Annotated in this window: 12 protein-coding genes; all 12 read right to left on the minus strand. The window is 41.2% G+C overall.

The features are described from left to right. A partial coding sequence (locus tag H7254_RS01900) for a hypothetical protein (RefSeq protein ID WP_301931372.1) occupies positions 1-309 on the minus strand: 309 nt, incomplete at its 3' end. 51 nt (positions 310-360) lie between these two features. Further along, a complete protein-coding gene (locus H7254_RS01905) occupies positions 361-1,245 on the minus strand; it encodes a sugar phosphate isomerase/epimerase (protein WP_301931374.1) in 885 nt (294 codons plus the stop codon). A 10-nt stretch (positions 1,246-1,255) separates the two neighbouring features. Continuing rightward, entirely contained in the window at positions 1,256-2,056 is an 801-nt protein-coding gene (locus H7254_RS01910) for an SDR family oxidoreductase (protein ID WP_301931375.1), read from the minus strand. 10 nt (positions 2,057-2,066) lie between these two features. Then, the gene (locus tag H7254_RS01915) at positions 2,067-3,092 is read right to left on the minus strand and encodes a zinc-binding dehydrogenase (RefSeq protein ID WP_301931376.1); all 1,026 of its coding nucleotides are present in this window, start codon (positions 3,090-3,092) and stop codon (positions 2,067-2,069) included. A gap of 11 nt (positions 3,093-3,103) precedes the next feature. Then, the gene (locus H7254_RS01920; RefSeq protein WP_301931378.1) at positions 3,104-3,796 is read right to left on the minus strand and encodes an orotidine 5'-phosphate decarboxylase / HUMPS family protein; all 693 of its coding nucleotides are present in this window, start codon (positions 3,794-3,796) and stop codon (positions 3,104-3,106) included. 184 nt (positions 3,797-3,980) lie between these two features. Beyond that, positions 3,981-4,649 (minus strand): DUF1080 domain-containing protein, encoded by a 669-nt coding sequence (locus H7254_RS01925; protein WP_301931379.1) that lies wholly within the window; start codon positions 4,647-4,649, stop codon positions 3,981-3,983. A gap of 38 nt (positions 4,650-4,687) precedes the next feature. Beyond that, on the minus strand, positions 4,688-6,139 hold the full coding sequence (locus H7254_RS01930) for a Gfo/Idh/MocA family protein (protein ID WP_301931380.1): 1,452 nt from the start codon (positions 6,137-6,139) through the stop codon (positions 4,688-4,690). Between the two features lie 41 nt (positions 6,140-6,180). Continuing rightward, positions 6,181-6,807, minus strand: coding sequence for a gluconate 2-dehydrogenase subunit 3 family protein (locus H7254_RS01935; RefSeq protein ID WP_301931381.1), 627 nt, complete (start codon positions 6,805-6,807; stop codon positions 6,181-6,183). A 4-nt stretch (positions 6,808-6,811) separates the two neighbouring features. Beyond that, positions 6,812-8,545, minus strand: coding sequence for a GMC family oxidoreductase (locus tag H7254_RS01940; protein ID WP_367875411.1), 1,734 nt, complete (start codon positions 8,543-8,545; stop codon positions 6,812-6,814). Between the two features lie 371 nt (positions 8,546-8,916). After that, positions 8,917-10,089 (minus strand): hypothetical protein, encoded by a 1,173-nt coding sequence (locus tag H7254_RS01945; protein ID WP_301931383.1) that lies wholly within the window; start codon positions 10,087-10,089, stop codon positions 8,917-8,919. Positions 10,090-10,130: 41 nt separating this feature from the next. Next, on the minus strand, positions 10,131-11,792 hold the full coding sequence (locus H7254_RS01950; RefSeq protein WP_301931384.1) for a RagB/SusD family nutrient uptake outer membrane protein: 1,662 nt from the start codon (positions 11,790-11,792) through the stop codon (positions 10,131-10,133). Positions 11,793-11,828: 36 nt separating this feature from the next. Continuing rightward, positions 11,829-13,349 (minus strand): SusC/RagA family TonB-linked outer membrane protein (locus H7254_RS01955; protein WP_301931385.1); only part of this gene is annotated, 1,521 nt, incomplete at its 5' end.

Here is a 13,349-nt window from a genome sequence, read left to right on the forward strand (position 1 = left end):
ATCCGTTACCGAAATAAAAACGGTTTCACCGATGAGCGGACGTTTGCCGATAGGCATATTTATCAAATCCTGCGTTTGTAAAAAAGCAAATGCAGTATCCCACAATTTTTTATTGGTATGATATGCTTCATAGAATGCAGCTTTATTTACCGAAACGTGCAGGTTTAAAGACAATCCGCTGGCCCAGTCTTTTTGCTGAATCCATTTATCAATTTTTTTGGTGGATACCGGCTGTGAAGATTGTTGTGCATGGCAGCCAACATTTACTATACAAAGTAGCAGCAATACTAAAATTGATTTATACTTCATTGTTGGGAGAAGATATTTTTGATCATGAAAATTATTACCTATCAATAAATGCTACGGCCAGTACCCTGCAATTTTCTTTCTTAAAAAAGATACACTTCTTTCCAGTTGATCCATACCATCTACTCCATCTTCAATACTGATCCAGCTATCAAAACCTGCGGTTTTTAAAATGCGGAAAATGGCATCATAATCATTCAAGCCTTTACCGATTTCGCCATGACTTAAGCGCCTGGCATATCCCTGTGCCCCGTCTTCTTCGTTGCGCAGGTCTTCCAATGTACCTTCTTTAAGATAGCGGTCGCTTGCATGCATGGTAACAACCCTGTCCGCAACCCGCTTCAATAATTCAATGGGATCTTCACCGGCGAGATAAGTATTGCTGGGGTCATAATTTATCCCAAAAAAAGGATGGTGGATACTATCTACCAGCTTACAAAAAATATCCATCTTTTGGGCAAATTCCGGATAGTCCCAAAAATCGTCTTTGTAATGATTTTCTATAATTAACGTGATGTTTCGTTCTTGTGCGTATGGCAGGCATTCCAGTATACAATCGGCTGCCAGCTTTATCCCTTCATCAATTGAAAGCTCCGGACGCTTTTGCCCGGAAAGTACCCGGCAGAAAGATCCTCCCAAAGTTTGGGTCATGTCGATCCATCGTTTTTGCTTATTAATTTCTGTTGCACGAAAGGCAGCATCCCTGTTGGTAAAATCGGGCGAACAGCACATCATAGGAATTACTTTGCCATGATCTTCTACCTGGCGCCGGAATCCGAGCCAGTTTTTTTCGTCCTTCATTTCCAAAAAACCGGCATACCATTCCAAACCTTCTATATCAAGCTTTACGGCTAACGCTATCCATTCAGAAAGGCGCATGCTCCCATCTTTGCAAAGAGGTATCATAAATGCTTTGGGAAAGACTGCTAATTTAGGCATGGTAATTTTTTTATTTTGATACAGGAATGGTGGTTGCATCTTTGGGTGGATTGCGTCCTATAAAAGGATGTTGCTCCAGATCCACCACCTGGCCTGATATTGGACCGCATTCATCACTTAACCAATACACAGCGGCGGCTGCAATTTCCTCCGGTTTTAAAATCCTTCCTGCGGGTGCATACACTGCCGGAATCGCTTTATACCAGTCATCTGCTAAACCATGTTCCCGTTTACGCAATGTTTCGGTTTCGGTTAATACCCACCCCGGGTTAATTTGGTTTACACGCACTCCGTCTTCCCGATGCAAAGTATCGCCAAGGTTACGGGTCATCGTCATCAATGCTCCCTTTGAAATACTGTACGGAAGCAGGTTTGGTTCGCCACTGTAGGCATTTACCGAACCTATATTTAATACACATCCATGTGCCTGCCGCAAGTGTATCAATGCCGCCTGTATCAAGGCAAAAGGTGCTACCGTATTTACCTCCAACACAGTACGAAGAAACGCAAGATTGGTAGTATGAATATTGGACGATACTACCATTGCCGCATTATTTACCAACGCATCAAGCTTGCCGAAATTTTTCACTGCCACATCTACCAGGCGCTGCGGAGCTCCTGCAATACTTATATCTTCAATGTATAAAACAGCGTTGTGTTCACCCAATTCTTTTAATACTACTTCACCGCCCTCTTTATCCAATCCATTGATGACTACCCTTGCACCTTCTGCCACACAACGTATAGCAATCGCTTTACCAATGCCGGTGGTACTTCCTGTTACAATAATAACTTTATCCTTTAATCGCATGGCATTATTATTATACTGGTTTTAAAACACTTTTTACAATCTCGCCTGTGTGCATTTTTTCAAATGCGGTATGCCATTCGGTTATGGGCCACACACCTCCAATGATGGGCTTTACATCCAGTTGTCCACTTGCCAGCAACGCCAGTACTCTTTCCCACGTGGGCCAGTTATGGCTGAAGCTACCCTGTAACCGGATATTTTTTTGCACCAGCGGATCAAGATTAAAACCCAGTGGCTGCGGACCCCAGCCAACCTTTGTAATTTTTCCATTGGGTCTAACCAACTGCATGGCAATTTTTAAAGTTATACTTGACCCTGCCGCATCAATTACACAATCGGCACCAAGTCCATCCCGCTTAAAAGCCCATTCTGTTGCATCACCAATGATGGCTTCGCAACCATATTGCTTTGCTATATCCAGCCGGTGTTTATCTGCTTCCAAACCAACAATTGCCACCTGTGCACCACACAACCTTGCCATGGCAGCACATAAAATACCAATTGTTCCAGGCCCCAGTACCACCACACGATCACCAGGTTTTAGCCCCGTGTTTTCAACCACTGCACTGTAGGCAACGCAGCAGGGCTCTGTTAAGCAGGCATGCTCAAACGGAATCTGGTCAGGCACTTTGTGTAAGCAACGGGCCGGCACTTTTACAAACCGCGTCATGGCTCCGTTTACACCATATCCAAAACCTTTACGGGTTGGATCAAGATTGTACAATCCAATTCTTGACATGGGATTATTTACATCAATTACGGCCGCAGTTTCACTCACTACCCGATCGCCTTCCTTCCACCCTTTTACCCTGCTGCCAACTTCAACAATGTGGCCACCGAATTCATGGCCCAGTACCACAGGATAATTTACCGGCCAGCTGTGATCGGCTGTCCATTGATGCAGGTCGCTGCCGCAAACGCCCACGTTGGCAACTTCAAGTAAAACATCTTCCTCACCAATGATGGGTTGATCAATTTCCCTTATTTCAACAGAGCCTTTTTCGGGGGAAAAATTTACTACAGCGGCTGATTTCATTTTCTATTTTTTTACTGAATTATATAAGAATGAATTTTTTCACAGATCAGGCGCAATGAACTTTCGAGGTCGCCACCTGCCGTTTTAAAACTATCACCATCAATAGTCAACGGTGCACCCAATACCACCAGAGGCGCTCCATATTCAGGGCATTGAATGGCTTGTTCCAAAGTAAGTCCACCAACAGCCTGTACTGGTATTTTAACCGCATTCACCACTTCTCTAAGTTGATCAAGCGGGCTGGGCATGCGCAAACCTCTTGCTGCAATTCCCCGTCGTTCATCATACCCAATGTGGTGAATTACATAGTCGCACCCAAGCTCTTCGAGCCATTTGGCTGCTGCTACCATATCTTCACAACCAAGGTTATCGCCCATTACTTTTATCCCAAAATCACGACCTGCATTTACTACACATTTAATGGTTTCTTCATGCGCCCTGGCCATTACTACTACATGCGTGGCGCCTGCTTTGGCCATCATTTCTGCTTCCAGATAGCCGCCATCCATTGTTTTTAAATCCGCAACAATCGGTATCCCCGGAAATGCTTCCCGTAATTTTCTTACTCCATGCAATCCTTCCGCTAAAATGAGTGGTGTACCCGCTTCCAGCCAGTCAACGCCTGCCCGCATGGCCATTGCCGCTGTTTGCAGCGCTTCGTCAATATTGGTAAGATCCAAAGAAATCTGAACAATCGGTTTCATTTGATTTTATTTAAAAATGTTTATTTAATCAAAGAAATAACAATCAACCCATTGCCATTGCAATACTATTTTCTTCCCACAATAATGGAAATACAATTTATTATTTCGAATTCAAAAATATGGATTGTATAAAAATAATTCAGGAATAGCAGCATGCTGCTATTCCTGAATATTAATTAGTTGCTTATGGTAAAGGCTTAACCATGATGTCTTTGAAGAATACAATACTTTTAGGATCGTGACCCTGGAATGCAAAAGTACCAGAGGAAATTATACGGCCAATATGATTTTTAGCAGGTGCAAAATTTTCAGGCTGTGTCCAGTCAGTTACTACGATATCATTAATTTTAACGATTACATGTTTTCCTTCAACACGAATATATTCAGTAAACCAAACGTCATCTTTTACATACACTTCCTTTGTATCTTTAATGTCGTACAAACCCCCTGTTCTTTTCCAGTCGGTATGCGAATTATTTACCTGAACTTCAAAACCTTTATCCGGGAAATTTACCTGTTGATAAGCGGTATGGAAATAGATACCGGAATTAGATCCAGGCTCAGTTTTTACCTTTGCTTTAAATTCAAAATTTGTAAAGTTATGGTCCATTACAGGTCCATCATAAAACAAGTGAGCACGTGGGCCTGCTACCTTGATGCAGCCATCTTCAATTGAAAATGTACCTGGCATTTCATTGGCTTTCCAACCGTCTAATGATTTTCCATCGAAAAGGCTGACCCAGCCTTTTCCGTCATTTGCCAATTTTGCAGTATCCTCTTTTACAACTTTTTTAGCATTTGAGCAGGCCATTAAAGTGATTACTGCTACAAAAAACAAGCTAAATTTTTTCATTTATTTTTATGTTTTAATGATGTGTGAAATATGAACTGCTAAATACCCAAACTCCAGCCTGCACGATATTCTCTTTTAACAAACTGGTTAGCTTCTTCAAAATTGGTGATGCGCATTTCTTTGGCATTCCACAATAATTTCTTTCTGCCTAAAAAGGCCGCTTTTCCATTGGCTTTTTTACTTTCGAGGTTCCAGCTGCGAATGGCTAAGTTACCAATTAAAATACTTTCGGCAAATGGGCCTGCATACTCAAATGGTGAACTTGTTTTTCCTTTGCCATAACCAGCAATGCAGGCATTTACCCATTGAAGGTAATGTCCTTCGGGTACCCTTGCAATGGTTTGTTTAGGCATGGTTGTTTCCTTCATTAATTTAGTGGGCAACAACCTTGGATCTTCTCCGTAACAATCAACAATCATTTTACCTTTATCCCCAATAAACAATGCTCCGCCGTCACTTCCTCCAAATCTATCACCGTCTACCAGTTCATCCGGCAGGGGTGGCATTAAACCTCCGTCGTACCAGGAAACACTAATATCTCCTTTTCCATCTTTTCTGGGATATTTTAAATGAATTACAGACGCGGGCGGGAACCCGTCCGGATATTTCGCTTCCTTGCCATCAAGCGTCCAGCTTTTGGGAATACTGCATTCTACTTCTGTTGGAAAATCGATGGGCAAAATGCGGAATACCGGATCCATCATATGGCAAGCCATATCGCCCAATGCGCCGGTACCGTAGGCATTGTATCCTCTCCAGCTAAAAGGTAAATAAGCAGGATTATAGTCTACTGTTTTTGCAGGGCCTTGCCAAAGATCCCAGTCCAGCTCGGCTGGAACCGGAAAATTACCAGTGGGCGTTGGTAAACCTTGTGGCCATACCGGACGATTGGTCCATACCTGTACGGTATGCACGTCGCCGATTAATCCTGCATCAATCATTTCATGCGCCTGGCGTACGCCATCACTTGATCCACCCTGGTTACCCATTTGAGTAATCACTTTATAACGACCTGCTGCTTCAGCCAATGCACGTGCTTCAAAAATATCATGTGCTAAAGGTTTTTGAGTGTACACATGTTTACCTAATTGCATTGCCGCCATTGTTGCAATGGCATGCAAATTATCAGGGGTTGAAATAGAACAGGCGTCAATATTGTTTTTTTCGGCTTCCAGCATTTTTCTGAAATCCTTATAATATTTTGCATCAGGATGCAATTTTCTGGTTTCTGCAGACCTGCGGTCATCTACATCACATAAAGCAACAATATTTACGTTCGGACTTTTTGAAAATTCTTTTATATCACCATTCCCTTTACCACCTGCACCAATGGCTGCAATATTTAACTTATCACTTGGTGCAACATACCCTTTACCGCCTAATACATGCCGGGGTACAATCATAATACCGGCTGAAACCATGGCAGCATTTTTAATAAAACTGCGTCTTGAATTTTCCGGTTTAGTAAAAATCGTTTTACTTTTTTTCATAATTAAATTTGTAATAGTGAATGATAAAAAATCAGTATTGATCAATCCTCCTTTAAATTGTATTGTGCCAGTACGTCTTTTGGAACACCCTCCCATTTGTGTGGTACATTGCCCATGTATCCGATGTCCTTTATACCAATTTTACTGGTATAAAATCCTGTAGCCGTAAGGTCGCGTACCCTGCTAAAGAAAACAGCCCCCTGGTGCATATCCGGAGTAGCTTTATCAGGATAAGCAATTAGTTGTACTAATTCCATTTGCTGAGCGGTGGTGGATTCTCTGAAAGATTGTCCATAGCGATTGAGAGATTGCAAATCAAGCCACCTTAATCCGCCGCGCAATGGTACCTGGTGAATGGGCATATCTTTTACTATAAAATCAATGAATTCTATCACTTTTGCATCTGAGGCACTACCCGATACTTCATCTTTGGGGATGATGATATCACCCAGTAAAATAAGCGTAAGCCTTTCGTGCTCATTAAAAAATGGGGGATCATTTTTTAACTTTTTTAACCGTTCTTTTTCAAAATCCTGTAGCCCGGTCATGTCATCAAGATTGTCTTTATCAACAACGGAAGATGACTTATTTGTTTTACAAGCACCCAGCAATAATCCTGTGGTAATGGTTGATATTCCTAATGCTTTTAATGATTGCCTTCTGTTCATAAAGCTAGATATTATTTTTACGTTTTTGATCAATGATGTATTCTGCCGTTCTCATAGAAAGTGCAAGTATTGTCCAGGTAGGATTTTTATCTCCTTGCTGAACAAAGGATGAGCCATCAGTAACAAATAAATTTTTACAATCGTGTGCCTGGCACCATTTGTTTAATGCAGAAGTTTTAGGATCATCCCCCATTCTTGCAGTACCCACTTCATGAATGATATCTCCCGGTGTTTTAAGACCGTAATTATCTTCGGCACCTTTTGCCTGTCTTGTAACAATGGCGCCCATTTCGTGCATAATGGATGCAAATGTTTCCTGCATGTGTTTGGCCTGCTTAATTTCAGCATCACTCCATTTATAATTAAAGCGCAAAACAGGGATACCGAATTTATCTACCACGTTGGGGTCAATTTCGCAATTATTATATTCGCGTGCTATTGCCAATCCCCGTCCAGACATACCGATATTGGCACCATAAAAGCGACGGTAATCATCTTTTAAAGCGCTGCCAAAACCGCCGGCATCCTTCATCTTTCCGTCCCGTCCGGGAACCAATCCGTTCATTTTAGGAACTCCTAATCCAAACCCGTATCCGGGCATGCTTAGGCCGCCGCCAAATTCAATATGGTATCCACGTGGAAAATCTAATTTTTTATTATCAAGCACCCAGGGAGAAAGTATTTGAGCACTTCCCACACCATCTTCATTGTATCTTTTACGATCCATTAATTTAGGTAAAAATCCAGCCATTTCAGAACCGGTAGAATCATGTAAATACTTACCAACCACACCGCTGCTATTAGCCAATCCATTGGGATGGGTCGCTGATTTTGAATTGAGTAATATCCTGGCAGAACTACAAGCACTTGCTGCCAGAATAACAATACCTCCTTCTACCTGGTATTCCAGCATATCGTCTTTGCTGATATAAGAAACGCCTTTTGCCAAACCATCCTTTCCAACAGTTACTTCTCTTACCATTGCATTGGTAATTACTTTTAGGTTACCCGATTTAATAGCAGGTATTACCAGGCAGGAGGAGGAAGAGAAATCGCCGTATATTCTGCAACTTCTGCTGCACTGGCCGCAAAAGAAACAGGCTCCCCGGTCTTTATTACCCGGCAAGGCTTCTGTTAGTACCGAGCCACGGCCGGCAATTACTTTTACCCCCGCTTTTTTGGCACCTTCTTTAATTAATATTTCACTCAGCTTGGGTTTCGGTGGTGGAAGGAAGATACCATCGGGATCATTTTCTAATCCTTCAACCGAACCATACACACCCAATAAGCGATCAATTTTATCGTAATATGGTTTCACTTCGTCATAGGTTATCGGCCAGTCATCTGTTGCCCCATCAAATGTTTTTCCTTTAAAATCATGTGGTCCAAAGCGCAGCGAAATTCTACCCCAGTGGTTGGTACGCCCGCCTAACATTTGCGATCTAAACCAGGTAAATTTTGTATCATCTTTCATGGTGTAGGGTTCGCCATCTATTTCCCATCCACCAAATGCCGCATCAAAATCTCCAAACGCACGGGTCGTAGAAGCACCTCTGCGGGGCGATTCGGAAGGCCATTGCAATTGTTTTGAATCTTTTGCAGGATCAAAAAATGGTCCTGCCTCCAGCATCAATACTTTAATACCTGCATTGGCCAGCACATACCCAGCCATACCGCCACCTGCACCAGACCCTACAATAATTACGTCATACTTGTCCGGTGTTTTTATTATCTGCATTTTACCCATAAAAAATTATAATTTAAAAATCTTATATTTTATTTTGTTGAGTTTAGTTGAGCTAAATTAAATAACAAAAATGATTTTTGAACTGATAAAAGGTGATTTTAAATACTTTTATCTGCCAGTTGTTGCCGCATAAACTATTCAATGTCGTATGCGTTGGATGGTTGGATACTTACCCGCAAAACCGCCTCTTTTGACTCGTTCAAAAATTATGTTTTCATTTTTTTTAATTCCGGATATTTCCAAAACTGGATCAAAAGACATGGCTAAACCGGTTACTGATTAAAAAATTATCACCAGAAAGCCTGGTTAATGCAACAAGGGATTCCCGTTGTTATATTAACCAGGCTTATGTATTTATTGTATTATTTTAATACGGCAAACTGAGCATACATATTGCCAATTTTATATTCATACGTAACGGATACACCCGGAACAAGACTACCTGTTTTCAGCATACCGTAGTAAGTAGTTCCCCCTGTAACAATCTGAAATACATAAATTGAAGTTTTAGCATTAGGGTCAACTGTGACTTGTGAAGTACCAGCAGCATAAGCAGCAAGGGCAGCATCAGAATTATTTGCATTGTACACAGCAGCCGTGGTTGGCACAAAGTTAAGCGTATTGCCAGCAACAGCTGCCCAAACAGAACCCGCATGTATGGTTAATGAACCTCCGTCAATTGCCATAATACCCATGGCATTGTCAGCAGCAACTGTACCATTAATCAGGGTATTTAAACCCCCTGAACTTGCCCCAAGTGTCATGGTACCCGATTTAGTTAACTGAAAATAAGGAGCGTTGGCCACTACGGTTTGCCTAATAGTATCAGTAAAAGTACCCACAGAAGATATAAACATATAGTACATGGTATCTTTACCTGCTGCAAAGTCGTTACCGCTGATGTATACTTTAGAAGCAGCACCGATGTAAGGACCAGCAAGGGTTTGCCAAGCTTCATTTGCACCATTTTTACTCTTAACTACCACAATATCGGTATATGCAGCTGCTTTAGGGCTAACCGCAACATCAAAGTAAGCAGTACCTGCAGAACGAATCAGGGTAACTTTATTACCATTGTATTTAGGCCCTGCAACAGAAGTAGCGGCCGTCATGGTAATTGCTTTAATAAGCGCAGCATCCGTTTTACCGGCAAAAGTAACTGCTACTACATCACCTGCTTTAGTCATCATTGCCTGGCTTCTGGTATAAGTTGCAGAAACTTTAAAATCAGCTGATACTGCAACAGATTGTTGACTGCCGGATATAGGAAGCATTTGAGTAGCACCACCACCTGCCGGAACTTGCTGTGCCAACAACTCAACAATCATTACATCTCCTGCCTTTGCATTGGGCAGCACTGCATTTACCGTAAAGCTATTATCGAGTGTGGTAATGCCCGTATTAGTTGTACTTGCCACGGTAGTGATAATCACATTCCCATTGGCATCTTTAGGTACGTTATAATAGTCTTGTTTGCTGCAACTTTGCAACAACGCTATTGTACCTATTAATATGAACGTTATTTTATTTTTCATTTTATTCTGTATAAATTAGTTAAGAATGTTATTGATCTCTTTTACTGCCCTATCTGTTTGGGTTGATAGCTAAAATTCTGTAAACATTTTGCATTATTAGCAATCTCGCCTGCTGAAACAGGTGCCAATAAATTCATGTTAGAAAACTTGTAACTGAAAGTAGTTGGCTGATGGCCTACAAAATTTTCAATTCCGGCAAAAGATCCAACACCATCGATAAGGCATTTACGCGACCTGCGCTGATCCCAAATCATTTTATTTTCAAATACCAGCTCCCAGGCCCTTTCACTAAAAATAGTAAGTAAGCTGATATCACTGGCACGGTAAGCAGGAAGGGTAGCCCTTGCTCTTACCGCATTAATACCTTTTATCAAATCAGCATCCGCTATACTTACACCATTTTGTTTTAAAGTCCAGTTAACTTCAGTTAACATCAGCAAAATATCTGAGTAACGGTAAAGCGTAAAATTCAAATTAACCTGGCCATCGCTTTTTTGTGCTGCTGAGTCATAATATTTAAAACAATAGGGTTGATCAAAATGCACAATCGGATTAGAGGGATCGTACACCGAAGCAACATTATCGCTGGTATAAAACATTTGGCGTTCCTTGGCACGCAAATCGTCAGGACCGTATGAATTATAATACCCAATAGTAGGGATTAAAGTACCGTATTCGGTCATATTTGCTGCTTTTTGTGCCGGAGGAAGCGTGGCGCCGATAAAGCCGCTCATAGTAGCTACCCCTTTCAAAAATTGAATCTGCATAATAGATTCGCCCCTATTGTTATTGGCAGGATCGTGCAGCGCCCGATAGTTAGATACTAAAGAGTATCTGCCATATAAAGCATTTAACTGATCAGCAGCTTTCTGTAAAAAACCGGCTGCACTTGCATTAATAACCGGATAAGCAGATTGTGAAAATAATCCATCTACGCACCAGTTTTTAGCAGCATCTGTTGCAACTTCCTGGTAGGGATAACCTGCACAGGTAAGGTAAACATCTGCAAGTATGGCTCTTGCCATCAACTTGGTAATATAACCAGGTCCTTTTGAATCGATGGCAACATCCTCTAAACTGCTGGCTACCGCAAACTCAAGGTCAGGTATAATAACCACATCATAAATGGTTTTGAGAGATACCCTTGGTTGTTGGGCATTATTTAAAGTACTTAAAACAGTATCCATTACTACATCACCAAAGTAACGTACCAGGTTAAAATAGTGCAAGGCCCTAAGTGCACGCATTTGTCCCATCCATTTTGATCTTTCTGCAGGTGTCCATTCAGTAATACCGTTAATTTTTGAGATCGCCACATTACAGTCTTTAACACCCTGGTAATTTATATTCCAGTAAGCGTCAAAATCACTTAGTAAACTACCAGAAAGCTGATTGGTCTCAAACTTCCATGCCTGAGGATGCGAATCAGATGACCAGGCGCCACCCGTCCAGTATTCCAATGTTGCAGGTAAAAAATTGCCGTAATCGCCTGCACCGCCGGTATAGGCATCTCTTAACGATCTGTAGCCACCCGCTACCAAAGCTCTCCCTTCTTCATTCGTAGTAAACTTATAGTCGGTGCTTAAATTAGCAGTTGGTTTTTCATCCAAAAATTTGGTACAGCTTCCGAGCACAAATAAAAGCGCTGTCAATAATAATGTGTATTGTACAACTACATTATTTTTCTTTATAGTAAATTTCATATTGTAATTTTTTTAAAATTATACACTAACTTAAAATTATAAACTAACATTCAAACCAAAAGCATACACCGTTGGTGTTGGATACTGGTATTTATCAGTATTTGGCACAAGCGAAATATTTTTATCAAGTGAACTACCCTGAGGGTCGTAACCGGCTGCTTTGGTTATTAAGAAGAAGTTAGCTGCATTCAGGTAAAATCTTACTCTTTGCAGATGCATTCTACTTACCAATTTGTCAGACAATGTATATCCGATAGTAGCGTTGGCACCCCTGATAAAAGAAGCATCATACATCATATGTGTATCAGGAAAAGACTGGTAATAAGCACCCCCATTACCTGGACGCAACTGAGCTACCTGTGAATTTTGTGCATCCGGACGCCAGGCCATCAAAGTGGTATTTAACCCCCCGGATACTAACTGGCGATCTTCAGCAGATTCATGCACAAATGCTTTTGAAACGCCTTGCACAATTTGAATGTCAACTCCTAAGTCAAAGCTTTTAATGGTAATGGTATTGTTAATACCCAACAGATATTTTGGAAATGCTCTTCCTATGATATTACCGTCTGTTGTCTGATCAATTTTACCATCCTGATTTACATCCTGAAATTTAAGATCGCCCGGTCTCATGCCATACCTGAAGGCTAATGATGCTTCCTGGGTACTATAAGTACCTAAACGATTCAATCCAAAAAATGAACCAATTGGATATCCAACCCTTAAAACAGAAGTGCCATTACCAGCACCAGCCTGGTCAATAATTTGTGCTCCTGTAGGTCCTAACTGCAATACTTTGTTTTGATTAGAAGTTAACGTAACGTCAGTACTCCATTTAAAATTTGTGGTAAGTATATTGCGGGTGTTAACAGTAAATTCCCAACCGGCATTTTGAACTTTACCATAGTTTTCTCTTACGCTGCCAGTGGTAGTTGACAAAGGAAGTGGAACGTTCAGCAACATATCGCTGGTTATTTTATGATAATAATCCACCGCAATATTCAAGCGATCATGAAAGAAACCAATTTCCACACCTGCATCTTTTTGAGTGGTCGTTTCCCATTTCAGATCGGGGTTAGCTACCGAACTTGGATAAAGACCAGTTACGGCAGAATTATTTAATATTACAGAAGTTGTACTAATAAATGACTGCGTAGTATAACTGCCAATTTCCTGATTACCTGTACGACCAACACTGGCGCGAATTTTAAGGTTAGAAATAACATCCACATTTTTCATGAATTTTTCCTGAGATACTCTCCAGGCAACACCTGCAGAGGGAAAAAAGCCATATTTGTTGTTTTTACCAAATCGGGAAGAACCGTCTTCACGCCCGGTTAAAGTTAACATATACCTGTCTTTGAAAGAATAGTTAACCCTAGAAAAATAAGAGTTCAAGGTGTTATCACCATCGGCGCTGCCAGAACCTGGTCTTGCTGAAGCACCTGCACCAAGATTTGAGTATCCGTAAAAGTTAGACAAAAAAGTGTTGTTTGATGTACTCATGTTCTGGTAAGCGTTTTTAGACCACGAAAGACCTAATACAGCACTCAGCAT

The sequence above is a fragment of the Ferruginibacter sp. genome (genome assembly GCF_014377975.1).
Taxonomy (GTDB): Bacteria; Bacteroidota; Bacteroidia; order Chitinophagales; family Chitinophagaceae; genus Ferruginibacter.

Excerpts from the sequence above, each read along its gene's own strand:
- H7254_RS01905 (WP_301931374.1), bottom strand. The coding sequence starts at position 1,245 with ATGCCTAAATTAGCAGTCTTTCCCAAAGCATTTATGATACCTCTTTGC.
- H7254_RS01910 (WP_301931375.1), bottom strand. The coding sequence starts at position 2,056 with ATGCGATTAAAGGATAAAGTTATTATTGTAACAGGAAGTACCACCGGC.
- H7254_RS01915 (WP_301931376.1), bottom strand. The coding sequence starts at position 3,092 with ATGAAATCAGCCGCTGTAGTAAATTTTTCCCCCGAAAAAGGCTCTGTT.
- H7254_RS01920 (WP_301931378.1), bottom strand. The coding sequence starts at position 3,796 with ATGAAACCGATTGTTCAGATTTCTTTGGATCTTACCAATATTGACGAA.
- H7254_RS01925 (WP_301931379.1), bottom strand. The coding sequence starts at position 4,649 with ATGAAAAAATTTAGCTTGTTTTTTGTAGCAGTAATCACTTTAATGGCC.
- H7254_RS01930 (WP_301931380.1), bottom strand. The coding sequence starts at position 6,139 with ATGAAAAAAAGTAAAACGATTTTTACTAAACCGGAAAATTCAAGACGC.
- H7254_RS01935 (WP_301931381.1), bottom strand. The coding sequence starts at position 6,807 with ATGAACAGAAGGCAATCATTAAAAGCATTAGGAATATCAACCATTACC.
- H7254_RS01940 (WP_367875411.1), bottom strand. The coding sequence starts at position 8,545 with ATGCAGATAATAAAAACACCGGACAAGTATGACGTAATTATTGTAGGG.
- H7254_RS01945 (WP_301931383.1), bottom strand. The coding sequence starts at position 10,089 with ATGAAAAATAAAATAACGTTCATATTAATAGGTACAATAGCGTTGTTG.
- H7254_RS01950 (WP_301931384.1), bottom strand. The coding sequence starts at position 11,792 with ATGAAATTTACTATAAAGAAAAATAATGTAGTTGTACAATACACATTA.